Source organism: Palleronia marisminoris, assembly GCF_900172315.1.
In the GTDB taxonomy this organism is placed as follows: domain Bacteria; phylum Pseudomonadota; class Alphaproteobacteria; order Rhodobacterales; family Rhodobacteraceae; genus Palleronia; species Palleronia marisminoris.
On sequence record NZ_FWFV01000002.1, the window covers coordinates 346,756 to 372,020 of the forward strand.

Genomic DNA, 25,265 nt, shown 5'->3' on the forward strand with positions numbered 1-25,265 from the left:
CACTTGCAGGCGCGCGGGCGCGAGGCTACGTCGCGCCCATGCGCATACTCCGCAGCCACGCCGATCTGACGGCCGACGACCGAAATGCCTCGGCCGCCATCGGTAATTTCGATGGCGTGCACCGGGGCCATCAAGCCGTTCTGCAGCTTGCGAGGACCGAGGCGGAAACCCGCAGCGTCCCGCTTGGTGTCGTCACGTTCGAGCCGCACCCCCGCGAGGTCTTCGCCCCCGACGCCCCGCCCTTCCGCCTGACGAACGCCGAGACCAAGGCGCATCGGCTCGCCCGTCTCGGCGTCGACCGCCTCTACGAGTTGTCCTTCGACAGTGCCCTGTCCTCCCTCACCCCCGAGGCTTTCGCGCAGGACGTGCTGGCCGACGGGCTTGGCCTGTCGCACGTGGTGATCGGCGCGGACTTCCGCTTCGGCAAGGGCCGCGCCGGGGATGCCGCGATGCTGCGCGATTTCGGCGCGCGCATGGGCTTCGACGTCACCGTGGCCGAGCTTCTGGCGACCGGCGACGAACGCATCAGCTCGACCCGCATCCGCGAGGCGCTGAGCGCCGGAGAGCCCGCCCGCGCGGCCGAGATGCTGGGCCACCTGCACCGCATCGATGGCCCCGTGATCCATGGCGAAAAGCGCGGCCGCCTGCTGGGCTACCCGACCGCGAACATGTCGATGGAGGGGCTGCACCTGCCCAAGTTCGGCGTCTATGCCGTCACCGTCGACGTGCTGTCGGGCGCCAAGGCCGGGCGCTACAGCGGCGTGTCGTCGCTGGGCGTGCGCCCGATGTTCGGCGAGAATACCCCGAACCTCGAGACCTTCATCTTCGACTTCGACGGCGACCTCTACGACACGCACCTGTCGGTCGGCCTCGTGTCCTTCCTGCGTGGCGAGGCGCGGTTCGACACGCTCGACGCGCTGATCGAGCAGATGGACCGCGACAGCAGCCAGGCCCGCGAGATCCTCGCATGAAGAAGGACCCGATCCGCCGCCAGGTCGGCCGCTCCCGCTTCTGGGAGCGGTTCCCCCTCGATCAGCTGTCCAACGCGGAATGGGAGGCGCTGTGCGACGGCTGCGGGAAATGCTGCCTCAACAAGCTCGAGGACGAGGACACGGGCGAGGTCGCGCTGACCTGCGTGTCCTGTCGCCTGTTCGACGACGCAAGCTGCCGCTGCGCGCAATACGACATCCGCAAGCAGTTCGTGCCCGAATGCGTCCAGCTTTCCCCCGACCGCATGGACGAGGTCAGCTATTGGCTGCCGCAGACCTGCGCCTATCGCCTGCTGCACGAGGGTCGGCCGCTATACCACTGGCACCCGCTGATCTCGGGCGACCCCGAGACGGTGCACGAGGCCGGCGTCTCGGCCCGCGGCATCACGATCCCCGAGTTCGAAGTCGACGAGGAGGATTTGGAGGACCACATCATCGAGGAACCCACCTGATGCATTTCGCCTCGGACAATTCCGGCCCGGCCCACCCAAAGGTAATCGAGGCGTTGGTTGCCGCGAACGACGGCTACACCATGCCCTACGGCGCCGAACCCGCCATGCAGGCGGTGCGCGAGCGGCTGCGCGACCTCTTCGGCGCGCCCGACGCGGCCGTTTATCTGGTCGCCACGGGCACCGCGACGAATTCGCTGCTGCTCGCCGCCATGTCCCGCCCTTGGCAGGCGATCTACTGCTCGGAAGTCGCCCATATCGAAGAGGACGAGTGCGGCGCGCCCGAGTTCTTCACCGACGGCAGCAAGCTGGCCCTGATCGACGCGCCCAACGCGATGATGACCCCCGAGGCCCTGCGCGCGCGGATCGACGACACTGCACAGGGCGTCGTCCATGGTGTGCAGCGCGGACCGGTCTCGATCACCACGGTGACCGAGCGGGGCACCGTCTATTCGCTCGACCAACTGCACGCCTTGACGGGGGTTGCCGCGGAATTCGGGCTGCCGGTCCACATGGACGGAGCGCGTTTTGCCAATGCTGCGGCCTCTCTCGGCTGTGCCGCGCGCGACATGACCCGGGGCGTCACGGCGCTGAGCTTCGGGGGCACCAAGAACGGGCTTCTGGGCGTCGAGGCGGCGGTGATCTTCGACCCGGAACTCGCGTGGGAGTTCGAGCTGCGACGCAAGCGCGCCGGGCACCTGTTCTCGAAGCATCGGTTCCTGTCGGCGCAGATGGGAGCCTATCTCGAAGGCGACCTGTGGCTCGACATGGCAGGCCAGGCGAACGCGGCCGCCGCGCGGCTGGTCGCGGGGCTCAAGCGCATCCCGGAGGCGACGGTACTGCACACCGTCGATGCGAACATGGTCTATGCCGCCTTCCCTCGCGCCGCACATCGGCGCCTGCGGGAGGCTGGCGCGCAGTTCTACTCCATCGGCTCCCTCGATGGGCCGGGCGACGAGGCGGTCGCGGGTCGCCTGGTCTGCGACTGGTCCGCCACCGACGCGAATACCGACCGGTTCCTCGACATCCTCGCCGGTTGAGGCGTCACGCGGCGCGGAGGTGCGCTTGCACCAGCGACGCAACCTCCTTCGGGTGCGTGATCGGCGCCATGTGTCCCGCGCCGGGCACCACCGCGTCCCTAACATCCGGCAAGCGCCGTGAAAGCGTGTCGAAGATCGCCGGGATCACGGGGTGGCTCCGCCCGCCGCGGATCAGCAGGGTGGGGGCGGTCACCGCTTCGAGCCGCCCCGGTCCGAGCAGGCCGTTCGCATCCTCGTCAAGCGCCGGAGCGGTGGCGGCAACGAGGTGGATCCGGTCGGTCATCGCCTTCCGCATCGGCTGCGGGAGCGTGTCCCATGACTGCGACGCCCCCCAGATCCCGGTGAAGGCGCGGGTTGCAGCCTCGCGCTCGCCCTTGGCGATGGCCTCCATGATCGCCGCATGATCCTGCCGGTATTCGTCATGGGCCTCGTCGCCGGCGGCCGCGGCGAACAGGACCGGCTCGATCAGCACCACGCGGCGGACGAGGTCGGGGCGTCGCACCATCAGCGACAGGGCGACGACGGCGCCGAGCGAATGGCCGACGATGTCGCAGGGGCCGTCGCAGAAGGTCTCGGCCACATCGGTTGCGCGCGCGACATAGTCGCCGGACCCGTGCCAATCGGCGCTCTGACCGTGTCCGGGCAGGCTGATCGCGACCGAGGGATCGTCCAACCGCTCCATCACCGGTCTGAGCGACCGGGCCGAGGCCAGCGAGCAGTGCAGGAGCAGGGCCGGACGCGGCCCCTCGCCGACTTCGATCCAGTGCGTGTCGATCCCTGCCCGCGTCTCGCTAGGCATTCCGGTTGCCGAGATGCCAGTCCAGATGCGCCAGCCGGTCCTGCCCCCAGAAGCGCTGATCGTCCTCGGTGATGTAGAAGGGCGCGCCGAAGGCGCCGGCGAGGACGGCCTCGTCGAGGTTCCTGGCGTAGGTGTCGGCGCCCGACAGCATCCCCGAATTCGCGAGCCCTCGGTCGAAGCCCGCAACTTCGAGGCAGTCGGCAATCACGTCGTCTTCGGCGATGTTCTTCTCCTCGGCCCAGCAGGCGCGGCAGAGACCGTGGACAAGCGCGCCCAGATCGCCACCTCCCGCCTTCTGCGCCGCGATGATGGCGAAGGAGGACGGTGCGGGGTTTGTGGGCCAATGCGCCGGCGAGAGGTTGATCGGCATGTCCTGCATCGCCGCCGTGCGCGCCAGGTCCTGCAGACGGTAGGCCTGCCGGTTCGGGTGCCGGTCCTTCGGCGGGACACCTCCGGTCCGGGCGAACAACTGGATGACGTCGAGCGGTTTGTACCGGATTTCGGCGTCATGGCGAGCGGCGATCCCTTCCAGCCGGGTACCGGCGAGGTAGGTGAAGGGCGACGTTGGGGCAAAGTAGTAGTCTATTCGGGCCACACCGGCCTCCTTTCCCAGCGTTCATATTCCGAGCGAGCTATGCCTGTGATACCCGGCGTCAACGCGCGAGTCGCGACGGCTATCCCGAGGACGCACATGCCCAGCACCCAAGAACCCAAGCTCATCGCCGGAAACGCCAACCCGACGCTCGCCCGCGCCATCGCGCGGCGGATGTCGATGCACCGGGGGCAGTCCCTCGACCTGGTGAACGCGCGAGTCGAACGGTTCAACGATGCCGAGATCTTCGTCGAGGTCTACGAGAATGTCCGCGGCGAGGACATGTTCATCATCCAGCCGACCTCGAACCCGGCGAACGACAACCTGATGGAGCTGCTGATCATGGCCGACGCGCTGCGCCGGTCGTCGGCTGCGCGCATCACGGCCGTGATCCCGTATTTCGGCTACGCGCGGCAGGACCGCCGCACCAAGGCGCGCACGCCGATCACCGCCAAGCTTGTCGCGAACATGCTGACCGAGGCCGGGATCGAGCGGGTCCTGACCATGGACCTGCACGCCGCGCAGATACAGGGCTTCTTCGATATTCCGGTGGACAACCTCTATGCGTCGCCGGTCTTCGCGCTCGACCTGAAGAACGCGTTCAGGGGCCGGATGGAGGACGTGATGATCGTTTCGCCTGACGTCGGTGGCGTGGCCCGCGCGCGCGATCTGGCCAAGCGGATCAACGCGCCCCTGTCGATCGTGGACAAGCGCCGCGAGAAGGCGGGCGAAGTCGCCGAGATGACCGTGATCGGCGACGTGACTGGCAAGACCTGCATCATCGTGGACGACATCTGCGACACGGCCGGAACATTGTGCAAGGCAGCCGACACGCTGATCCAGCAGGGTGCGGCCGAGGTCCACGCCTACATCTCGCACGGAGTGCTGTCGGGCCCGGCGGTCGAGCGAATCTCGAACTCGGTCATGAAGACTCTCGTCACCACCGACTCGATCGAACCGACGAAAGCCGTGCGCGACTGCGAGGCCATCCGCATCGTCCCGACGGCGCCCATGTTCGCGCAGGCGATCCTGAACATCTGGAACGGCACCTCAGTCAGTTCACTGTTCGAAGCCGAGACGCTCGGCCCGATCTACGAGGGCCTCTATTCCGACGTCTGATCCGGTGTGGCGTAGCGCCCGAGGATCTCGTCGGTGTGCTCGCCGCAGAAGGGCGGCGGGCGGTCGTAGCGGACCGGCGTGCGCGAGAATTTCAGGGGATTGCCCAGCAGCCGCACTGCGCCGGCCGCCGTCCCCGAGCGGGCGACCTTGACCACCATCTCGCGCGCCGCGGCCTGGTCCGAGGTCAGCGCCTGCCCCACCGTCTGCACCGGCGAAACGGTGACGGCACGCTCGGTCAGACCGTCCACCACCTGCGCGACCGACATGGCGCCGATCGCGGGAAGGATCTCGTGCATCAAGCTGTCCCGGTTCTGCGTCCGCGCCGGGTTCGTCGCGTAGCGCGGATCGTCCGCCAGGCCGGGCAGACCAAGGAAATCGCAGAAGCGGGTGAACTGGCGGTCGTTGCCCACTGCGACGGCGACATGCCCATCCGATGCCTGAAACACCTGGTAGGGCACGATGGCGGGGTGGGCGTTGCCGTGCCGGTGGGGCTCTTCACCGGTCTCCAGGTACGTCGTGCCCACGTTGATCAGCCACGCCATCTGCGTATCCAGCAGGGCAAGGTCGATCGACTGCCCCTGCCCCGTCAGATCCCGGTGACGCAGCGCGGCCAGGATGCCGGTCGCCGCGTAGAGGCCGCAGATCACGTCCGCCACCGCGACGCCTACCTTCATGGGCTCCCCCTTAGGGTCGCCGGTCAGGCTCATGATCCCGCCATAAGCCTGCGCCATCAGGTCGTAACCCGGCTTCTCGCGGTTCGGGCCGGTCTGACCGAAGCCTGAGATCGAGCAGTAGATCAGCCGCGGCTCAGCGGCGCAGAGCGTTTCGGAGTCGAGCCCGAACTTCGCCAGCGACCCCGGGCGGAAATTCTCGACCACCACGTCGGCCTCTGCTGCCAGGCGGCGCACGGCGGCCTGCCCCTCGGGTGACGCGAGATCCAGGGCGACGGAAAATTTATTGCGATTGGCGGAAAGGAAATATCCCGACAGGTCGGTCTCGCGCCCGTCGGCGTCGCGTACCGACACCGGCCCCCAGTGGCGCGTATCGTCGCCGCCCGTCGCCGGGTTCTCGACCTTCCAAACCTCGGCGCCCATGTCGCCCAGAAGCTGTGTGCAGGTCGGCCCCGCCAGCACACGCGACAGGTCGAGGATCTTCAGACCGTCCAGAGCCCCGGTCATGCTGCGGCGAAAGCGATAAGGGTGATCATGGCGCGGACGGTAGCGGCCTCGCACGGGGCTGGCAATCCGGCCGGACGCAGCATCGTGCGCGGTCGGGTGCCAGCCTGGCGCCGTCTCGAACGGCTGCCACGACACTCGGCAACGCGGGCTGGCTCATCGCCCTCGGCGGAAGCTCCTACCATACCGCAGGGTGGCTCTTCCGATCATGAGCGGTTCCTGTGGCGGGCGTCGATGATGTCCCCGGCGGCCTATGCCGTGGCCTGCGGCTTCACGTGGGCCTGAGCGAGTTGGAGAATCCCAGGCGACCGGTGATCCGGATGCCGCCCATGTCGGTGCCGTCGGTCGTCATTCTCGAACCCTGAGATCCACCTCAAGCTTCAGGAGATCATCCGCCGAGAAAATCTTTTTTCCGTCAGATCCGGCGGGATCCGGGTCTCAGTCGGTGTCGAAATTCGTTGCAGCGCAGGATGGTCGTCATTGGGATCGGGCCCGTCGATCCAGCGGGCCGGAATAGCGCCCGCGGTCAGACTTGGGCACAGGCGCTCGCTCGGGAGCCAGCGCAAGAATCAGGGGCTTCGCTCGCGATGTGCGTCGATTTGGCTGTTTTGCAAACGCGACACGGGGGCTGGACTCGAGCACGTATCACATCGCTTCGTGACCGGTGCCGGTACCGGTACCGGTACCGGTGACGTTTATATGCCTTGGGATTCGAGGTTCTCAGACAAGCTCTCGGCCTCTGATGACTGAGCGTGCGCAGTCAGAGCACGTGTCTGCCGGGGCGCCTCACACTCGGCATTTGCGCGCGGATGCACCCGGGATTCGGCTGTCGCGATATCCTATGCATGGTCAGACCTCCGTGCTCTGAAGGAGGTCGGTTCGGCACCTTAGGGCGGAAATACGAAGCCAATCGATTCCGAGACAGCGCGCGCAGGCTTGGCTGTCGCAGCTTTTGTCCCGGGATGACGCTGAAGGTGATGGAGTTGAGAAAATACACCCTGAGGAAGATGGCCCAATCTTCCGCCGACCGGTGCTTCCCGGTGCCTTTCGGAGCCATTTCAAGGGCTTGAGGCCCATGATGATCTACGTTGCAGGACGGGGAGTTTCGCCTTGTAATTCCGTGGTTTGCCCCGCTATACGGGTCAGCGGAGACGTGGCCGAGTGGTCGAAGGCGCTCCCCTGCTAAGGGAGTAGGCGGGAAACCGTCTCGAGGGTTCGAATCCCTTCGTCTCCGCCACTTGCCCCCGCGAAAGCGTTCTCCCGATCCGGCTCCGGCCGAATTTTTCCGTTGTATTCGGGGGTTATGCAGGAAGGGCTGAGCACTGCCCCTGGCGCCAAGTGGCCCGGAAGCGGTCTCTCAGTGCCAGTATTCTCTGGACCTCTCGACTGCTCGATTTCGGTGTAGAGCATTTAAGTATCAGAAAGGAATGGCAAAAATAGAAGGCTGACCTGAACACTTCGATGCTAGTGGCGCCATCGAGATGGAACCGGGATCGAACAACGATGTCGCGCTTTGGCTGAAACGCCAGCTCTATTCTGCAGGCTCGGCGACGGCAGCGTGCCTCGTGATGATGTCCTGCACCTCGCCCGGCTTGAAGGCGACGTCCCAAGCCCAGCGTCCGAAACCGCCTGCTGCGTTGATCGCCTTCACCCATTCGTTCAGCGCGTCCCGCTTGGCCTTGTTCTGAGGACTGTCTGTGCCCTTGATCTCGAGTGCGAGGATCGTGCCGCCAGCGAGACGGACCAGGAAATCCGGGACGTATCGCCGCCGGGAGCCCGCCCACATGTAGTAGATCTGGAAACCGAGGTGATCGTTCTTGGCGTAGGCAAGAACGTCCTCGCGCTTCTCGAAGGTATTGGCCGCGTGGCCCTCCCAGGCAGAATCTCCCACCAAATGGCTGATGTGCGACTTGGTCGTCGGAAAGCACGGCTTGGTCGTGTACCAGGTGCGCATCAACCCGGTTGCACCGATCGGGCTTTCCTCGTCGAACACCGGCGTCAGACGTTCAGTGTTCTGCTCGGTCACGTTGCTCAGCACATGTTGGACCACGAGATCGATGTTGAGCGCGATCAGGATACGCCGCCGAAGCGGATCGGAGTGAAAAAGCGACGGGATGTCGAGGCGGTCTGAGTTGAGGAACGCCTCGACGATCCTGACCAGTTGCGCCGCCAGATACTCGTGGGTGCCGGTGAACCCATGGCTCAGCTCGGCAAATGCCTTCCGTGCAGCTTGGAATACGAGGCGCTGCAGACGGAAGCCATCCGGTAGCTTCCCAAGGTCGATCGCGGTGACCTTGCCCATGTCCGTCGCGCCGCCGAGCGCCGGGGCAAGTTCGGCGCTGATCGGTGTGCTGGCGGGATCGAGCACGAGCGGCTGGACCTTGCTCCAGTCGATGGCGAGCTCCGGTTTGACGACCGTCTCCACGCGCAGCACGTTCGGCCAGCGAAGCTCCAGATGCGCGCGGTCGGGCACTACTTCGATCTGCGTGGTGGGCTTCGGCGGTGGCGGCGCCTCACCGCCTTCGCCGGTCTCCGAGATCGAGAGCGGCACGCCGAAGACGTTGACGTATTCGGGCAGGAACAGGCCGTTCTCGTCAGTGTCGTAGGACACCCGGCGCAGTCCGCGTCCTACGACCTGTTCGCAGAGCAACTGGGACGTGAAGGCCCGGAGCCCCATGATGTGCGTCACATTCTTGGCGTCCCATCCCTCCGACAGCATCGCCACCGATATGACGTTCTGAAGGTCCTGACCGGCGGCACCCCTTTTCCCGACATTGTCCACGATCTCGCGCAGCAGTTCTTCCTTCTTAAGGGCAAGGAACTGCTGGCGGCGCGTTTCGGGAAGGTCAGCCGCGTCGATGATGTCCTTCAGGCGCGCCTCGTAGTCCTTGTCGGATGAGGCGGTCTCGCCGATCTCTGCCTTCTCGAGCACTTTCGAGTCGACGCGAAGCGTCCGGTCTGGCGCGTGCAGCTCGGGCCAGTGTGCATCGCCCTTGTTGAAGTAGTTCTCGATGCGGGCCGCGGTCTCCGTGCGGTTGCAGACCGTGAGCATGACAGGAGGCGAGTGGTGACCGGCCTCCTTCCAGCGTGCCCGGGTTTCCCGCCAGTCGGCGCCGAGCAGCGTATAGGCGTCCTGTACCAGCTTGGGCAGCGCCTCGTGTTGCTCCGCCTTTGCGCGGTTCAGGTCCTCGGACACGGATGGGTCGCGATAGATGTGGTAGAGTTTCGAGCGCAGCGTCTTGGCGTCCGGAACAGCATCGTCGCGGACCACCACGCGCGGGGTCTTCACCAGCCCGGCCTCGATCGCATCGTTCAAGCCGAAATCCGAGACGATCCAGTCGAACAGCGCCGTGTCGGTGCTCTTCTTGCCGGTGGGCGCAAAGGGCGTGGCCGACAGGTCGAAACAGCGCTGGATGCGACGGGTCTTGTGGATCCTGTCCAGCCCTTCGATCCAGCGGGTCGCCTCATCGAGGTCAATGCCCTGTTCCGCGGCCACCTTCTTGCTGATCTTCACCTCTGGCGGCTTGCGGTAGGCATGGTGCGCCTCGTCGTTGATGACGATGATGTCCTTGTGCGCGGCCAGCTTGCCCAGCACGCGCCGCGTGAAGGCCTCGTCGGACTCGCGCCCCTTCTTCACCACCGAGCGGTCAGTTTCCTTCAGCGGCATCAGCGTGTGCCAGTTCTCGATCAGGACCTCGGCCTGGTTCAGCTTCTGGCGCAGCGCCTCGGAGGGGCACAGGTTGAACTCGTCGTAGTAGCTGCCCTCGCTGGGCAGCAGCACCTGCAGCCGTTCCTTCACGGTCAGGCCAGGCGCCACAATGAAGACAGCGCGGCTGAAGTCCTTGTTCCGCTTCGGATAGGTCAGCGCGTTGAGCACCTGCCAGGTGATGATCATCGCCATCACCGTGGTCTTGCCCGCCCCTGTGGCCATCTTGTTGCAGAGCCGCTCCCACGCGCCGCCGTCGCCGGGGATTGCGATGCCCTGCTTGTACGCCTCGGCCCCCTCGACCCACCAGATCAGTGTCTCGATGGCCTCGAGCTGGCAGAAATAGAACGGGTACTGCCGCGCATCGCGGTCGTGCCAGTGCTCCAGCAGCTTGCGCGTGACAATGGTCACGCCGGGCCAGCCCGCCTCGCGCCAGGCGTCCACGCGGGTGCGGATCGTGTTCACCAGCTCCAGCACCTCGGTGCGTTTGGTGTTGTTGCGCGCGTCGAAGACCTCGTAGCTCGCTGGCCGGCGCTCGGGCTTGATCTCCAGCTTGCCGCCCTTGCCTTCGATCCAGTGCTGGGCCGGGCAGACGAACGGCGTGTTGATGATGAGGGACATGGGCCTACCGCTCCAGCGGCATGATCTTGAGCGACTCGATCCCGCGGTCGTCCACGATCTTGACCGCGATCCGCCGGTTCTCGCCCGCATCGAAGGGCAGCGAGACGGTGCCGTGGAACTGCTCCAGCAGATCCTCGTCGAGCTCGGCCCTCACGGTCTTGCGCAGGCGGTTCCAGCCGCCCTTCGCATCCGCCATCGGGAAGAACATCTGGTGCGGCATCAGCGAGCGGTTGTCGTAGTCCACGTCCAGCGACCACATCGCGATCTGCGTCTTGCCGCCGGACACGAGGTCGCCCGCCTTGGGGTCGAAATAGTCGAAGCCGTTCACCTCAACCTCCCACAGCCCGTCCTTGCGCTTGCGAAGCTCCACGTCCGGCTGGCCCATCAGCCAGAAGGACTGGTTCGAAGCGCGCTTCTTCTTCAGATCCTCGGTCAGCAGGTCGGTGTTCATCTGTGCCTTCAGCAGCGTCACGCCCGGCCAGTTCACCTCGTCAATGTCCTTCGCGGCCTCGGGGTCGAAGGTGAAGGCGCAGAACAGGATGAATTTCGGCGACGGGCGCAGGGTCTCGGCCTCGGTCAGCGCCAGTTCCACCTGCCTCTGCTCCAGCGCCGCGTGCTCGGGGCCGAAGCTGACGACGACGCGCTCGCCCGTCTCGGCCAGCGATCCGCTGGCGTGGAGGTAGCGCAGCCCCGGCAGCGTCTCGAACTCGGCGAAGCGGAGCATGGCGCCGCCTTTGCCGCGCACGCCGGTCTTCAGAAGCTCGTCGCGCCACAGCGCCTGGCGCGAGGTCTCGCCAGAGCGGGCGACGGTCTCGTCGGCCTCCTGCGGTGGCATGCTCTCGTCCAGGGAGAGGACGGTTGGCGCCGGCACCGCCTCGACCGAGAAGGGCCCGCAGATGCGCAGCTTGGATTTGTCGATGCGCGGCTTGTCGTAGAGCGTCTCTTGCTCGGCATGGTCGGCGATGGACTGGTCCATGCGGCGCTGCATCGACTGCCGGGCGGCGTGAAATGCGTCGAAGGGCGCGCGGGCGGCGTCGGGCCAGTCCTCCGGCAAGTCGAAGGGCACCTCCCATTCGTGCAGGGTGTCGCCCTTGGCGAAGTCTACCGGCTTGCCCTTGCGCACGCCCTGTGCGGGCTTCAGGGGCTTTGGCGGGGCGGCGGAAAGTGCTGCGTTCAATTCGGCCAGCGCCGCCGCGATCTTCGGGTGGTCTTCGTCGTAAATCGTGTCGATGTCGGGGTTGTTGGCGATGCTTTTGAGGGTGATGTGCGGGACGGTTTCATAGTCGAATCCGCCACCCAGCCCCTCATGCGGATAGCGCAAAGCGTAGTAATCGAAGCTGGCGGTCATCAGCCGCTGCTTGGCCAGCGTGATCGCCACGCGGGAGGTGTCGCAGGTGATCCAGCGCCGCCCCCATTTCTCGGCGACGAAGGCGGTGGTGCCAGCGCCACAGGTCGGATCGAGCACCAGATCGCCCGGATCGGTGGTCATGAGCAGGCAGCGTTCAACAACCTTCGGAAGCGTCTGAACGACATATAGTTTCTGAAGCGTCTGGTTATCACCTGAGGCCATATCGCCCCATAGATTGCCGATTGCCATTGCTGGGAAGTCATCGACGTACCGCACATAACAAAGTGTCGAGCCAACAGTTCTCTCCGAGATGCGCTTCGCTTTGGCGAGGCGTTGGAACCCCTTCTCGGACGTTTTCCAATAACCGCTTCCTGGTCGGAAGGTGATCCCGTTAAGCTCGACAGGGAAGTCTCCTGGCGGCCTTTGACTGGTTGCGGTGTCAAGGCGGAGTATGCGGCACTCGTTCGAAACTGGCGTAGTCCCCGATCTCTCCCCCTTTGTCATAGGGCGACGTGATCCGTCAGGATGCTGAACAACCGTGTATTCGCCTGTGCCATCACTTCCGAATATCTTGGGCCTGAGTGGGCGGCGGAATTTCACTCTTGATTTATCTCTCGCATACCAAACCAAGTAATCGGTGATATTTGAAAGCAGTTCACTTGTTTGCCCAGTCGTCTTTACGAAAGCGATGTTTGACAGGAAATTTTCGTCGCCGAAAATCTCGTCCATTAACTCCCGAACGTGGTGCAGGTTCTCATCCGAAATCTGCACGAACACCGACCCGCTCTCGGTCAGCAGTTCTCGCGCCAGCATCAACCGGTCGCGCAGATAGGTGAGGTAGGAGTGGATGCCGAGTTCCCAGGTGTCCCGGAACGCCTTGATCATCTCGGGTTCCTGGGTGAGGTCGTCGTCCGAGCGGTCCTTCACGTCGCGCTTGTTCGTGAAAGGCTGGAAGTTCGACCCGTATTTGATGCCGTAGGGCGGGTCGATGTAGATCATCTGGACGCAGCCGCCCATGCTCTCCTTGGTCAGGAGCGAGTTCATCACCAGCAGGCTGTCGCCTGCCACCAGCCGGTTCGACCATCCTTTTTCGTGATGATAGAAGTCCAGCGCCTGGCGCAGCGGCAGGTTCTCGAACGGGGCCGCAAACAGGTCCGGCTGCCGCCATTGCGTCGCCGCGTCCTTCCCCTTCAGCCGCTTCGCCGCATTGGCGAGGATCGTCGCCGGGTCCACCCGTTCGTGGACATGGAGCGAGACGGTATCGACCTCGACGCTCGTCCGCTCCGCCTTGCCCGTCCAGTTGAGATAGGGCGCCTGCAGCCGCTTCAGCTCCTGCAGCGCGTCCCGCATCCGTTCGGGATCGTCGCTGGTCAGCGCGTCATCGACGAGCCGTTCGATCCCCGCCCGCGCCGAGTCGAAGTTCAGCACCGGGTCGAGATGCGGGTCATAGGCCCAGACCGTCTTCTCGCCATCCGGATCGGTCCCGGCATGGACCATCCCGACCTCGGGGTTGTTCACCCGGGTCTCGCCATGGCGGTAGCTCAGCACCTGCGTGGGCCCGTTCGGCTTGCGCGCCGCCTTCTTGCCGCGAGCGGCGGCACGCTGCCGCGGTGCGGGCTCGTCGGTTGGGGTCAGTTCGAACCCGTCGTCGTCCTCATCCTCGTCGGCATCGACCACCCGCATGATCGACCCGCCCCGCCCACGGCCTTTGGCAAGCAGGCCATCATCCACTAGGGCGTCGCGCGCGACGAAGTAGTCGTCGTCGGAGAGGCCCGGCACCTGCTCGCGCAACAGCGCCATCATCGCGCCGTTGCCGATGGAAAAGCCATCTTCGGGGGTCAGGGAAAGGATCAGGTCGGTCAGACTGTCGGACATGCGGGACGGGCACTCACGAAAAGGGCTTGTTTTCCAGAAGACTATCGCGCGAATCTTTGTTTTGCACGCCCGATTCCGCCGATCCGGCGCGGCAATCCTTATGTCAGATCGAGAAACCATGCTGTACGACCGCATCATCAAACAGGGCACCATCAAGGAGCCGGACGGCAAGCCGGATCCGTAGTTCGCGCTGCCGTCGACGGTCAACTGGATGCGTGCGCTGCGAATCCTTGCGGAGGACGAAGGGATCGATTTCGGAACGGCGACTGCCTTCTACACGAAGGAAGGAAAGCGGAAGATGGATATCCGCGTCGAGAACACCGTGCTCGAGCAAATCTTCCTGGGGCTTCATCATCTTTCTGCCCTCGACCAATTCCGAGGCGGAACGACGGCCGCGGACTACGCGAGGGTCGGAGTGTTGGCTTGGTACTACGCATCGCCAACGCGGCGAGCGCTATGACCGCCGCGCAATCCGGATCTTTCCGGGAGGACCATGCTGGGACGGCGCGGCTGTGGGACGAGCAGATCGCCAGCCGGGGCCTCGCCCTGGCGCCGTTCAGCTGGAGAGTGAGCAGTCTCGTGGAGAAGGCCTACAAGGCGGAGGTCGATGCACTGCGCAATGGCAGCCCCGGCAAGCTTCAGACGCGCCCGGTGACAAAGGACGACGCGCTGGGCGCCGCTGCAGGGTATCTGTCGGGATCTGCGAAGTGGTACGCGTGGAAGACGGAGGAGGACCTGAAAGGCAATCGCGCCTTCAAGGAGTTGGGCGTCAGCAACTTCCGCTCGAAAGACGCGAGGGCACTGCTGGACGAGTGGTTCAAGCGTAGGTCCATGGGGTTTGTTCACCAGGCAGCCCGCTACCGCGGCAAGGCGAACTATCGCGAGGCGCTTTTTCTCGCATACGGCTCCGGCACCGAAACGATCCTTTCCGGGTACGTGGACGACATGCACGCTTTGCTCAAGGCGTTTCTCGCAATGGCGGGCGCCTTCGCGCGTCGAAAGCTGGGCAAGGATTTGTGGTCTGAGTTTGTCGCAGATGTCGACGCGAAGAAGGCCTTCACGACCCGAGCCGGCGATATCTGGGCGTGAACGCTGGAGTGATTGAGCCAGACGCTAGATGTCACTCGTCCCGGGCTGGAGGAATCGTATCCGCTGTTCCTTCCAGTCCAAAGGGAAAGGATCCATCATGTTCGCAAGCGTGACGCTCTTAGGCTGGCTGCCCTCCATGATGGCATCCACGATTTTCGGGGCCAGCAGAGAGAGGCGCATAAGCCGCGCCATGTACGTGAAGGCGATGCCCTCTCGCTCAGCCAGTTCGGAAATCGACGCGAACTCGCCCGACTCCAGCATCCGTTTCCAGCGGAACGCGCGGGCCAACGCCTTGACCAGCGTGTTGTCTGTCCGCCGCGGTTGCGTGGCGCCCTCGGGCATCTGCATCTCCTTCCGGCCACCACGCTTCACGACGCGAAATGGGACGTGGAGCGTGACCGTCTCCGGGATTGGAGCCCCGCGGGTCATGCAGCTTCTCCGATGTCGCCGGCCAGCATCTCGCGGGCCAGACCGCTGAGCCCGTCGATGCGCAGCCGGACGTTGAGCCCGTCCGTGCCGATGTCCACGCGCTCGACCAACAGCGCCACGATGCGCACCTGTTCGGCAGGGAATAGCTCGTCCCATAGCGGATCAAGCTGTTGCAGTGCCGTCCGGGCGTCGGCCTCGGTGACGTCGTCGACGTGGACGCGTGCTGCTTTCCACGTCCCCGCCACGATCTCGGGCTGACGAAACACCACCCGCAGCTGTTCGATGACGGCGGCCTCGATCTCGCCCGCGGGTACGCGGCCGACCGGGCAGGACCCGGCGCCGTGTTTCAGCACCGTCTGGCTGACGTAGTAGCGGTATAGCCTCTCGCCCTTGCGCGTGTGTGTCGGGGAGAATGCCGCGCCGTCGGGTCCGAACAACAGGCCCTTCAGCAGCGCGGGCGTCTCGGCGCGGGTGCGGGCGGCGCGTTTGCGGGGGCTTTCCTGCAGGATGGCGTGGACGCGATCCCACGTCTCTCGGTCGATGATGGCGTCGTGCTCGCCGGGGTAGCTTTCTCCCTTGTGGACCGCCTCCCCGATGTAGGCGCGGTTGTTCAGCATCCGGTAGAGGTACTTCTTGTCGATGCGGTTACCGCGCGGCGTGCGGATGCCGCGTTTCGCGACCTCCCGCGCCAATTCCGTGCAGGACCCGATCTCGAGGAAGCGGGCGAAGATCCAGCGGACATCCGCGGCGGCTTCTTCGTCGACGACCAGCTTGCGGTTTTTCACCCGGTAGCCGTAGGGCGGCACCCCTCCCATCCACATGCCCTTCTTACGGCTGGCGGCGACCTTGTCGCGGATGCGCTCGGCCGTCACCTCGCGCTCGAACTGGGCGAAGCTGAGCAGGATGTTCAATGTCAGCCGCCCCATCGACGTGGTCGTGTTGAACGCCTGCGTCACCGAGACGAAGGTCACGCCGTTGCGGTCGAACACCTCGACCAGCTTGGCGAAGTCGGCGAGCGAGCGGCTGAGGCGGTCGATCTTGTAAACCACGACCACGTCGACCAGCCCATCCTCGATGTCCTCCAGAAGCTGCTTGAGGCCGGGCCGTTCCAGCGTCCCGCCAGAGATTCCGCCGTCGTCGTACTGGTCGCGGACCAGCACCCAGCCTTCGGAGCGCTGGCTGGCGATGTAGGCCTCGCAGGCTTCTCGCTGCGCATGGAGGCTGTTGAACTCCTGCTCCAGCCCTTCCTCGGACGACTTGCGCGTGTAGATCGCGCAGCGCAGCTTGCGGACGATCTTCGATTTCTCCGGTGGTTTTGTCATGCGCCCCTCCGGTGATTTTTCAGCCCGAAGAAGACCCAGCCGTTCCAGCGCGTGCCGGTGATCGCGCGGGCGATGGCGGACAGCGACCTGTAGGGCCGTCCCTGCCACTCGAAACCATCGGCGGTGACGGTCACGACCTGCTCGACACCCTGCCACTCGCGCAGCAGGCGCGTGCCGGTGGTGGGCCGGTCGCGGTCGGCGCGGACGCGGCTCTTCTTGCGGTCGCCGCCGTCCAGTTCCTCTCCCAAGCGCTCCAGTCGCCGGACCGTCTCACGCTTGAGCCCGCCATAGGTGAGTTCCTGAATACGGTAGGCGAGCCGGCTTTCCAGGTAGCGCCGGTTGAACGGCGGCGGCTCGCTGTCGAACAGGTCGCGCCACTGCTTCTTCAGGTCATGCGTCGGCGTGGTCTTGAGCGCGGCGAGGCGCGCGGGGATGGGATCGGGCTTGTTCATGCATTTCTCCGGTGAGTTGGAGTTGCATGACCGCTCTGGGCGGCCGGACAGTGAAGCGAACTATCTCCATGGCGTTCGCAGAGTTCATTTGACTGGCGGAGCTGAAGGCGAACGAGTCCCCGGGCGAGGATCGCGCAGAGTTCCGTACGGCGCTCCATCGGTTTCAGATGACACGGATTAAGGGGATTCATTCTCCCACCTCCGTCGAAGCCGAGCTTCGTGAGATGCCAATCCCTGCCCACCCCCGCTGACGGCGGACCATGGTCGGTTCAAACCCGCGTGCGCGAAGGGCCTCGCCGAGAGCCTTTTGCGATCCGGACGGGTAGCCGCCATCCTCGACCCATGCCTTCCATGACTGGAACAGCTGGGCGGCCGGCGCCTTGTGTTTTCCGTCGCAGATGCAGCGCTCCTGTATCCATTGCCCGATCAGATCTTCTTCTTCGAAATATTCCTCGGCAGCCGCCCTTATGCATGACGGTGGGGAGAGCCCCTCGCGCTGCCAATCGGCGCAGCCAGCCAGCATCCATCCCAAGATGCCGTCACGCTCGGCGAGGAGCTTCTCCACGAGGCGGGGGTCGCGACGCTCAGGTGGAATGGTGACGGTGAATGGCACGAGGTGGAGGCGACGGCGCATTGCCTCGCCCACGCCATTGAGTGCGGGGCGATTATTGCCAGCGACGATGAGCTTGAACTGCGGCTCGAACTCGAAGTGATCGCGGCGCATGAAATTTGCGCGCAGTCTTTCCCCACCGGTAACTGCCTTGATGCGTGCCTCCGCCCAGCTGCGCCCGGCCTCGGTCTCGGGCACAAGGACCAGTCGTGCGGCGCGAAGTCCGGCCAATTCCGTCAGGTGGCGCTCGCTTTTCGACGCCATGAACGTGTCGAGCGTAGCGGTGGAGGCATAGTTGCCCATGATCGAGGCCAGTGTCTGAAGGAAGACGGACTTGCCGTTCGCTCCGTGGCCATGGAGGAACGCGAATGCTTGCTCCCTCGTCGATCCCGTAAGGCAATAGCCAGCAAGACGCGCGAGATAGGCCTGCAGGTCGGCATACCCGTCGGTGATTTCGTGCAGGAACGTGCTCCAACGAGGGCAATCGCCGCCTGAGGACGCGGTCGTCATCTGGCTGATGAGGAGATCGGGGTCGTGTGGACCGATTTCCCCTGTCGCCAGATCGACCATGCCCGAAGGTGTGTTAAGCAACATTGGGTGGGCGTCCCATCGTGATGGGGCCACGGCAATCCCGGGATCGGCGGCCGCGACGCGCAGCACGGCCGACATCTTCCTGTCGCTTGCGATGTGGCGTGCTTCGGCAGGCTTGTCCGCTTGTTGCGCCGCTGAGCGACAGACCTGGCGCACCATTTCCCGCACCAGGCCCGTCTCGTCGCGTTCCCAGACCGTGCCGGACCACCGATACCAGGCCCCCCAGGCGGCGACGTGTTTCCAGTTCTGTCCGTGAACTGAGACGAATTCCGCCGCGATGGCATCGTCACTCAGAGCAGGCGCAATCTGCTCTTGTTCCGGCTGCGCCTGCACGCGCATGGGGCCCTTTTCAGCGGTGTCCTTGCCAGCAATGCGTCGAACTCCCGTCTGAGGTAGGTCACCTCCCACGGCGGAGCAATCATGGCGGCGTTATGGTCCTCGACAGCAGTCCACGCCTCCTCGATCGTACAGACGCCCCTGCGCGCGTTGCGAATCCAATGGCCGATCACCTTCGACAAGGCGACAAAGCGTGTCTCCCCGTTCACCCCTCCCGCCGCTATCCGCGTCCTCGCCAAGTCATGCGGGGTCCGTCCGCCCGGGCAGCGTCGGGCCCTGTCTTGCGGGACCGGGAGACCGGGCATCGGCGGCATGGCCGCGATGGCCTCGGCGATTTCCGTGAGTTCGTATTCTCTGGGCCTGTCGGAGAGAATGCGGACGCCTGTGCGTCGACCATTCTTGCCGTGAATGGTCCCGGCGACCCGGATGGGCTGATGGATGCTTCCAAAGGCGGGATCGCCGGCCACCTTTGAAGCAAGCATACCACGCAGTGCTGCGACGCGAGCCGCGTCCGTACCCACGGCGGCTTCGGTCAGGCGCCAGTAAAGGTGGAGCTTTGTCTGCCCGTCATCCGCGACCCCACCGGAGGCCACTTCGAGCGATGGAGGCCCGACGTATTGAGCGAGATGTGCGAACTTCGCCGAAATGTCCCCGTGATCGAGATCCACGAGGATGACACCCGTCTGTTGGATGTCTTTTGCCTTCGCCGATCCGGGGGATATGACGGTGCCCGGAACGACGAAGACGCCGCGTTGCTGCTCCGCCGCCGCGGACGCGATACTGATCAGGCGGTCGGTGACCGAGGCAGTGCCGGGAAATTCGAGGCGTGGCTTCTGGTCCGGGGTCCCGGTTTCCGGGAGGAGCCGGATCGGGACGAGGCCGTCCAGATAGCCAAATACAATGTCGCAGTACCTGCGGATGGATTGCGCCTCGACCGTCGCGCCGAGGGAAGAGGTCCGGGGCGCGGTCATGGCTTGCCCCCGCCGCATCGCATCCTGTCCTCAAAGTCTGCGATGTCTGCCATTCTGTAGCGGATCGCGCCGCCGATCAGAATGTACGCGGGACCTTTGCCCTCGGCTCTCCAGCGCTGCAGCGTCCGCTGGGACGTGCTCCAACGCTCGGCAAGCTCGCGCTCGCGGATCAAGAGCCGTGGGTTTTCGAAACCGGGTGATGTGTTTGGATCGTTTGCCATGCCAGCGAAAATACAGCCGAAACAGGCAGGTTTGGCGGCTGGCGGCGTGACATGACGGGGCCTCGGCGTGACAGTCGAATCCGCGCTTCTGGTAGATCCGCTCGGTCAAGTCCCTCTGGCGTGACAAACGCACCTGCGACGTGACAAGCGGGCGAGCCAGTTCAATACCTATGCCCGGGTTCACCGCGACTCAGGGTGCCCGATTCGCCGGTAGGACGATGATGTATGGGTCGAGGCGATAGCCCTTCGATACCCGGGTCTGGATCAGGAGAGGTTCGACCGGCGGCTCGCCATGGATCTCCTCGTATCCCTGGGCGAGTTGCTTGCGGCAACGTTCAACAGCTTTCCGTATCGTTCTTTTGTTCATCCCGCCCATGTCAGGAAGCCTCGTTCCCATCGTGTAACGGTAGTCCGCGGGGGCAACTCCGTTGCGTCTGTCGTCGTCGAAGGAGGGCTTCAGCGCATGTGGGACACGGGCAGACGGTCCCCTTAGCGTCGCCAGCCCGATCACGTCCACGATATGTCGGTTTCCATCCACGGAGAAAGCCACCTGCAAAGGGGCGCCAGGTTCCGGCACCTGGTCCACTTCATCGACTTCCCCGATGAAAATGCGCGGCACCGACGCTTGCCGGAACTCTGGTACCTGCCCGACCAATCCGCCGCCTGAAGACAGGTGGAGAACCACGAGCGATGATGCGGGAATCTGCCGGGACGCGAGGTCGGAAGCGCGGTCGCGAAGCACCTGCTCAAGAACGCTCTTGACGGCGTTCGAGTGCCGCTGATGCATTTGAAGGGTGAGATCGAGCGCCGTTTTGCGCGGGAGGTCAGGATGGCCCCGGAAAATCCGGCTGGCCTAGTGGCCGAAAGCCGTCATGAAAGCCTGCTCGTCGAGGTCGCCTAGCCGAAGGGCGTGGCTCGTCCATTCGACCGCCATCGTGATCGCCCGATGGGTGGTGCGTTCCCCGAACAAGATGTCCGTGCCATAGATTTCTTCGGGATCGTAGTCGGCCAACCCCGCATGGAGGATGGCGAACCTCCGATCGAAGCACTGCGTGCAGGCCCCGCAATGAGTGTGGAGGCTGTTCTGCTCGCGAATGCTCGTGCAACTGACGGCGCGCACAATCTGTTTGGCGGCTCCGTACTGCTCGATCCGTGAAACGACTTCGCTTTTCGTCAGCCACTGGTACTTGTTCTCGATCCCAACGGGTTCAGAAAGAACCACTTGCATGAGGCGATTGATGGTCCTCAACGTGAGCGGATGCGTCGTTCTGGTCGCCATGGTTCCGACGATCTGTGGGCTGAGCGGCAGGTTGTGGCTGACGATGCCGTTCTCGAAAAAGGAGACGCGCCCGGCGCCGAACGCATGGGCCACGGCTTGGCCGAAAGCGGCGAACAGAAGGGTGCGAGACCGTTGCGTGGAATCTCGCGCTTCCTGATCCGTTCGCCGCGCGAGGATATTCACGTGGAGCACCCGGCCCGGGAATCTCTTCGCCAGATACTGTCCCAGTTCGACCTGTCGCGGGATCGCCTTCTGTGCAGACCTGTGCGTGACGAGGATCACCCGCGACGATGTCGTTGCGAGAAGCTCCAGGGCGCCTGCGAAGGAATCGAGGCCGCCCGAGAAGAGGACCACCTCGTCGGCGTCGAAGCTGGCGCCGTTCGGGTCCAGATCGAGATAAGGCTGCAGGATCGGATCTGCGTTCGACTGCGTGAACCGAAACCTGACGCTGTCTTCCGTCAGGGTCTCGACGACTTCGCATAGCGCCGCGGTCACGTCTGGTCGCTGCCAGAGCTCCGGGTTTCGAACGGGGATTTCAAAGTCGAACTGGCGATACCACCCCGCACCCATATCCGGGCGTGTCGCACCTCCGCGGGCTATTGCTCCGTCAGCTGCGAAAACGGTCGAGGCGATCTCCATCAGATCGAGAAGGACAGGATCAAGCTCACGAAGTGCCTTTGCCTGCAGGGCATCTGTCCCGAGATTGAAGGTCGGTCGTTGCCCGTTGATCCGGACAATGATCGGGGTCTGACTGCCGTCGACCCGCACGATGGCTTCACCCATCGATCATGCTCCTGGCACGTAGTTCCGCCACGGTCTTCTTCATGGCCACCGCCCCGAAGATGGTGGCGTCCTTCGTGCGAAAACCGCCTTCGCGGTGCAGCGTCTTTCCGTACCAGCCGCTCGAAAACTCCTTGATGATGCGCGTCGCCTCGCTCGAATATTGATCCAGCTCGCGATCGAAGGCGTTTCGGTCCGTGGTCGTTGGAAAGCGGCGCCCTTCGCCAACCTGAAGAGCGAGGGTTCTGTCGAGCCAGTAGGAAAGGGTCCCGGAAACGAGTGTCCCGAAGAATTCCCGCGAGAACCCTGAGATGCCCTTGGCCCAGGACATCTTGCGGGCCACAGCCTGCACGTCGTCCGGAGTGGCCCCGAAGAGGCCCGGGAGCGCGTCGCCAATCGCGATGGTCAAGGTGCTGGTCAGGGCACGGGCTGCGATCTCGCCGAAATCGGAGCGCGTTCGTGTCTCGCGTCGCACGGCATCGAGCCGTTCCGCGACGGCCGCCACCAGGTCGAGAAGCTCGGGCCGGTGGTGCACCGGCAGCCCGATGTTCCGAAGCGCTTGCCCGAAATCGTCGGACCGCGCAGCGAGGGGAATATTGAGCAGGAGACGCACAGCTTCGACGAAGACAGGGTCGTCTGCGGCGGCGAGCATGTCCTTTTCGGCTGCCCGCGCACTGGCCGCGACCACTTCACTGTCCGCAGCGCCGGCATCGAGCAAGCGGACGACGTCCTGCCAGTGCCTGCTCCGAGGCAGGACACCGAGCGTATTGTGTCCCATGAGCGGTGGTCCTCCCTCCAGCGCGCCCATTCAATTTGAACCCGGAGGATTAACAAGTGTCAAAGCTGGCAGAGCAACAGGCTACAGATGCAACAGATGTGACGTGAGAAAACCATGGGTCTTCGCGCGCGGGCGCGCGAAGCAACAAACAGATTGTCGTGTTGCATCTGTTGCATCCGTTGCAGGTCACCGTCTCCAGCCCATGATCAGGGGGGCAAAGCCGCTACCTATGGGTGCCCCGCTCGTGGCCGGTGGTGGCAGTCGGCGTGCTGGTTTAGCGGGACTGCCACCACTATTTGGGCAAGGCTGGAAGCAACGCCAGGCCTCCTGGACGGATGGCAAGTCGATTAGGCGAAATGGCTTCGGCGCCATCCGGTCGGCTGCGCTGTTCCATCTCCCATTCGCATACACCCCGTCATGCCAAATTCAGAAGCACATCCATCGTGGCTGCCGTTCCCGCACCGACACCCAAAAGTTCCAGGGTCGATCGGACTTGCCGCGCATCGGGTGCCTTACCCTGCAACACTGCGCGCGCTTGAAGCGCCCCGCTCACAAGAACCGACGTAATTATCCCATCCTGAATAAATCCGTCCAGGCTCTCTCCGGCCAAGTCTTCCAACGTGTCTTGCGTCAGCGCCGCGATCTCATCGTTACTCACTCCTGATGCAGTCAAACGTCCCGCATACGCGCCTTCGGTGGCAGCATAGACTTCCGACGTTGCTAAAACATCGACATCTGGATAGCGCGCAAAATGCTCTGCGATGGCAGCTGGGTCCTGCACAGCCTTCAACTGTACCTCGCCGATCACGTCCCCATCGATGACGAACTCGATATCTGCTCCCGGGTGATTGGTTTGTTCAAAAATCCGCGCCGTGACGGTGTCGCCATCGAGGTTTTCGGCTCGGACAACCAACATCTCATGGAAGATGCCTTTCACGTTTGCGGCGACGCCGCGCAGTTGGCTCGGGTCTAGGTCGCGGAGGTATTCGCCGAGTTCGGAAGTGGATGCATCGGACAAGCTAGATGTTGACCGTCGTAGTGCGCTGAGAACCAGTTCTTGATCGGCGGTCCAGCTGGCCGTCTTGCCTTCGATGAGCTTTTGCAGGGTTACGGCGATGGCAACGGCAGCGCTACGACGGGTCGGCATTGGCCTCGAGCCTCCTCAGGTGGGATCGCAGGTTGATCACGTGTCCTCGCAAGCGAGCCCGATTGAATGTGTTGAGGTCGTCGAGCAGCCCCGCCTTGAGAGCCGCTTCGACGTCCGCCAAAAGCGGCTCGACTGCAACGCGGGATAGGACCGCAACTTCGCGTCCACTGATGTGCTCTTCCACCGCGAGGGCATTGCGAATGGCAACTGTCAAAACACCGGCGGCCTCTACGATCCGCTGTTCCGCCTCGGAGAGGTCTTCGCTTCGGCGCGCATAGCCGAGGATCACGCGACGAAACCTGATGGAACCGTAGATGCCGGCCCCTAATGCTCCGGCTCCCAGAACCACAGTTCCGGCGGCCATACCACCACCGACGATCCCGCCAATCCACGCAAGCGTCGCAGACGTTTTAGCCGCGCCTGAGAGCCCGGCGATGGCCGCCCCTGTGCCTGCCGTGCCGAGCGAACCTACAATGCCGGTTATGGACGCCGCGAACGCCGAACCGACCACCGCATTGGTTGCTACTCCCATTGCCACGCCTGCTTTACGGTCGGAGACCTGAAGAAGACGTGCGGAGATTGCTACCAGAAAATCGGCGACCCGCTCCAAGTCACGGCGGGTATCGAGATCGGGATTGTCCATCTGAGACATCTTATCAGCGGCAATACAGGAAGAGAAGGTCGTGGCGGCTGATCTGTGACGCGGCTTAGTAATAGCAGCATCGATCACCGTCGGGTGAGTTCGCGTACGACAACCCCTGCCATGCCCACGCTAGCCCGAGCTCCGCTGCCGCTCCGCGCGGCTTCGAAAATGTCGGATCGTGTCGTCAACTGGCGTACTATGTCAAGATTACAATGCCTTGGCGGGTGTCTATACTGACCGGGAGAGGCTGGCAGACAGGCGAACAATTTGGAGCGGGGCATGGCGAAGGCAGTTGCAAAGCAGGCGCAGGGACCGACCGGCGCGCAATCGATCGCGCATCGCGCGGTGGCCGATCTCGTCCCCTACGCCCGGAACGCCAGAACCCATTCCGATGCGCAGGTGGCGTTGATCGCCGGCTCGATCCGCGAGTTCGGCTTCAACAACCCGGTGCTGGTCGACGGCGCGAACGGGATCATCGCGGGACACGGGCGGGTGCTGGCGGCCCGGAAGCTGGGCTTCGACAGGGTGCCGGTGATCGAGTTGGCGCATCTGAGTGAGGCGCAGAAGCGAGCCTACATTCTCGCCGACAACCGGCTGGCCGAGCAGGCCGGGTGGGACAAGGACCTGCTGGGTCTCGAACTGGCCGATCTGGGCGAGATGGGCATCGACCTCGGTGATCTGGGCTTCGATGGCGCCGAGCTGGACGCGCTCCTGAACCATGGCGCCGGCGACCCGCGAGAAGAGGCGACGCCGGAACCACCGGCCGATCCGGTGAGCCGACCGAGCGATCTCTGGGTGCTGGGCAACCATCGGCTGATCTGTGGCGACGCGACCAACTCGGATGACGTGAGCCGGCTGCTGGGTGGCGTGCGTCCACACCTGATGGTCAGCGATCCGCCCTAGG

The 25,265-nt window shown here is 64.3% G+C and carries 23 protein-coding genes and 1 tRNA gene; 7 read left to right on the forward strand and 17 right to left on the reverse strand.

What is annotated here, in order from left to right:
* Nucleotides 1–38 precede the first annotated feature (38 nt).
* From PAM7066_RS05455 to PAM7066_RS05465, 3 genes are read left to right on the forward strand one after another with little or no spacing between them, the layout of a single operon-like run.
* The gene (locus tag PAM7066_RS05455) at nt 39–971 is read left to right on the forward strand and encodes a bifunctional riboflavin kinase/FAD synthetase (RefSeq protein ID WP_085853126.1); all 933 of its coding nucleotides are present in this window, start codon (nt 39–41) and stop codon (nt 969–971) included.
* Complete coding sequence (locus PAM7066_RS05460) at nt 968–1,441, forward strand: YcgN family cysteine cluster protein (protein WP_085853127.1); 474 nt, start codon at nt 968–970, stop codon at nt 1,439–1,441. Before PAM7066_RS05455 ends, PAM7066_RS05460 begins: the two co-directional genes overlap by 4 nt.
* Nucleotides 1,441–2,478, forward strand: coding sequence for a threonine aldolase family protein (locus PAM7066_RS05465; protein WP_085853128.1), 1,038 nt, complete (start codon nt 1,441–1,443; stop codon nt 2,476–2,478). The genes PAM7066_RS05460 and PAM7066_RS05465 overlap by 1 nt, the downstream gene beginning before the upstream one ends.
* Nucleotides 2,479–2,482: 4 nt before the next feature.
* Here PAM7066_RS05465 and PAM7066_RS05470 read toward each other — a convergent pair whose 3' ends face one another.
* Nucleotides 2,483–3,277 carry an alpha/beta fold hydrolase gene (locus PAM7066_RS05470; protein ID WP_085853129.1) on the reverse strand — a complete coding sequence of 265 codons (795 nt, stop codon included), beginning with the start codon at nt 3,275–3,277 and terminating at the stop codon, nt 2,483–2,485.
* Complete coding sequence (locus PAM7066_RS05475; protein ID WP_085853130.1) at nt 3,270–3,872, reverse strand: 2-hydroxychromene-2-carboxylate isomerase; 603 nt, start codon at nt 3,870–3,872, stop codon at nt 3,270–3,272. The genes PAM7066_RS05470 and PAM7066_RS05475 overlap by 8 nt, the downstream gene beginning before the upstream one ends.
* Before the next feature lie 96 nt (nt 3,873–3,968).
* Between PAM7066_RS05475 and PAM7066_RS05480 the strand changes: the two genes are divergently transcribed.
* Nucleotides 3,969–4,988: a ribose-phosphate pyrophosphokinase gene (locus tag PAM7066_RS05480; protein WP_085853131.1), complete on the forward strand. Its 1,020-nt coding sequence runs from the start codon at nt 3,969–3,971 to the stop codon at nt 4,986–4,988.
* On the opposite strand, the gene PAM7066_RS05485 is transcribed toward PAM7066_RS05480, so the two are convergent.
* Nucleotides 4,973–6,166, reverse strand: a complete 1,194-nt coding sequence (locus PAM7066_RS05485) for a CaiB/BaiF CoA transferase family protein (protein ID WP_085853132.1) — start codon at nt 6,164–6,166, stop codon at nt 4,973–4,975. The genes PAM7066_RS05480 and PAM7066_RS05485 overlap by 16 nt on opposite strands.
* 1,144 nt (nt 6,167–7,310) lie before the next feature.
* On the opposite strand from PAM7066_RS05485, the gene PAM7066_RS05490 reads away from it, so the two are divergent.
* Nucleotides 7,311–7,400 (forward strand) — tRNA-Ser (locus tag PAM7066_RS05490).
* A 294-nt stretch (nt 7,401–7,694) separates the two neighbouring features.
* Here the strand turns inward: PAM7066_RS05490 and PAM7066_RS05495 are convergent.
* The 3 genes from PAM7066_RS05495 to PAM7066_RS19125 form a co-directional block, all read right to left on the reverse strand.
* A complete protein-coding gene (locus PAM7066_RS05495; RefSeq protein ID WP_085853133.1) occupies nt 7,695–10,490 on the reverse strand; it encodes a BPTD_3080 family restriction endonuclease in 2,796 nt (931 codons plus the stop codon).
* Nucleotides 10,491–10,494: 4 nt separating this feature from the next.
* Complete coding sequence (locus PAM7066_RS05500) at nt 10,495–13,713, reverse strand: site-specific DNA-methyltransferase (protein ID WP_085853134.1); 3,219 nt, start codon at nt 13,711–13,713, stop codon at nt 10,495–10,497.
* 103 nt (nt 13,714–13,816) lie between these two features.
* Nucleotides 13,817–14,068, reverse strand: a complete 252-nt coding sequence (locus PAM7066_RS19125; protein WP_217639922.1) for a hypothetical protein — start codon at nt 14,066–14,068, stop codon at nt 13,817–13,819.
* Between the two features lie 68 nt (nt 14,069–14,136).
* Here PAM7066_RS19125 and PAM7066_RS05505 point away from each other — a divergent pair, with 68 nt between their 5' ends.
* Complete coding sequence (locus PAM7066_RS05505; RefSeq protein ID WP_217639921.1) at nt 14,137–14,802, forward strand: hypothetical protein; 666 nt, start codon at nt 14,137–14,139, stop codon at nt 14,800–14,802.
* 24 nt (nt 14,803–14,826) lie between these two features.
* Here PAM7066_RS05505 and PAM7066_RS05510 read toward each other — a convergent pair whose 3' ends face one another.
* The 11 genes from PAM7066_RS05510 to PAM7066_RS05565 form a co-directional block, all read right to left on the reverse strand.
* Entirely contained in the window at nt 14,827–15,144 is a 318-nt protein-coding gene (locus PAM7066_RS05510; RefSeq protein WP_306456057.1) for a hypothetical protein, read from the reverse strand.
* 83 nt (nt 15,145–15,227) lie between these two features.
* Nucleotides 15,228–16,553: a recombinase family protein gene (locus PAM7066_RS05515; protein ID WP_085853136.1), complete on the reverse strand. Its 1,326-nt coding sequence runs from the start codon at nt 16,551–16,553 to the stop codon at nt 15,228–15,230.
* A complete protein-coding gene (locus PAM7066_RS05520; RefSeq protein WP_085853137.1) occupies nt 16,550–17,005 on the reverse strand; it encodes a DUF2924 domain-containing protein in 456 nt (151 codons plus the stop codon). The genes PAM7066_RS05515 and PAM7066_RS05520 overlap by 4 nt, the downstream gene beginning before the upstream one ends.
* 187 nt (nt 17,006–17,192) lie before the next feature.
* A complete protein-coding gene (locus tag PAM7066_RS05530; RefSeq protein WP_085853139.1) occupies nt 17,193–18,545 on the reverse strand; it encodes a phage/plasmid primase, P4 family in 1,353 nt (450 codons plus the stop codon).
* On the reverse strand, nt 18,497–19,513 hold the full coding sequence (locus tag PAM7066_RS05535; RefSeq protein WP_139214947.1) for a hypothetical protein: 1,017 nt from the start codon (nt 19,511–19,513) through the stop codon (nt 18,497–18,499). Before PAM7066_RS05535 ends, PAM7066_RS05530 begins: the two co-directional genes overlap by 49 nt.
* A complete protein-coding gene (locus PAM7066_RS05540; RefSeq protein ID WP_085853141.1) occupies nt 19,510–19,734 on the reverse strand; it encodes a helix-turn-helix domain-containing protein in 225 nt (74 codons plus the stop codon). Before PAM7066_RS05540 ends, PAM7066_RS05535 begins: the two co-directional genes overlap by 4 nt.
* Nucleotides 19,735–19,924: 190 nt before the next feature.
* Complete coding sequence (locus PAM7066_RS05545; protein ID WP_085853142.1) at nt 19,925–20,521, reverse strand: hypothetical protein; 597 nt, start codon at nt 20,519–20,521, stop codon at nt 19,925–19,927.
* A 66-nt stretch (nt 20,522–20,587) separates the two neighbouring features.
* Nucleotides 20,588–21,796: a hypothetical protein gene (locus PAM7066_RS05550; protein ID WP_085853143.1), complete on the reverse strand. Its 1,209-nt coding sequence runs from the start codon at nt 21,794–21,796 to the stop codon at nt 20,588–20,590.
* The gene (locus PAM7066_RS05555) at nt 21,789–22,511 is read right to left on the reverse strand and encodes a hypothetical protein (RefSeq protein WP_139214946.1); all 723 of its coding nucleotides are present in this window, start codon (nt 22,509–22,511) and stop codon (nt 21,789–21,791) included. The genes PAM7066_RS05550 and PAM7066_RS05555 overlap by 8 nt, the downstream gene beginning before the upstream one ends.
* 475 nt (nt 22,512–22,986) lie before the next feature.
* A complete protein-coding gene (locus PAM7066_RS05560; RefSeq protein WP_085853145.1) occupies nt 22,987–23,718 on the reverse strand; it encodes a hypothetical protein in 732 nt (243 codons plus the stop codon).
* Entirely contained in the window at nt 23,702–24,361 is a 660-nt protein-coding gene (locus tag PAM7066_RS05565; protein WP_139214945.1) for a hypothetical protein, read from the reverse strand. The genes PAM7066_RS05560 and PAM7066_RS05565 overlap by 17 nt, the downstream gene beginning before the upstream one ends.
* Before the next feature lie 279 nt (nt 24,362–24,640).
* On the opposite strand from PAM7066_RS05565, the gene PAM7066_RS19605 reads away from it, so the two are divergent.
* Nucleotides 24,641–25,264, forward strand: coding sequence for a ParB/Srx family N-terminal domain-containing protein (locus PAM7066_RS19605; RefSeq protein WP_085853147.1), 624 nt, complete (start codon nt 24,641–24,643; stop codon nt 25,262–25,264).
* Nucleotide 25,265: the final 1 nt, after the last annotated feature.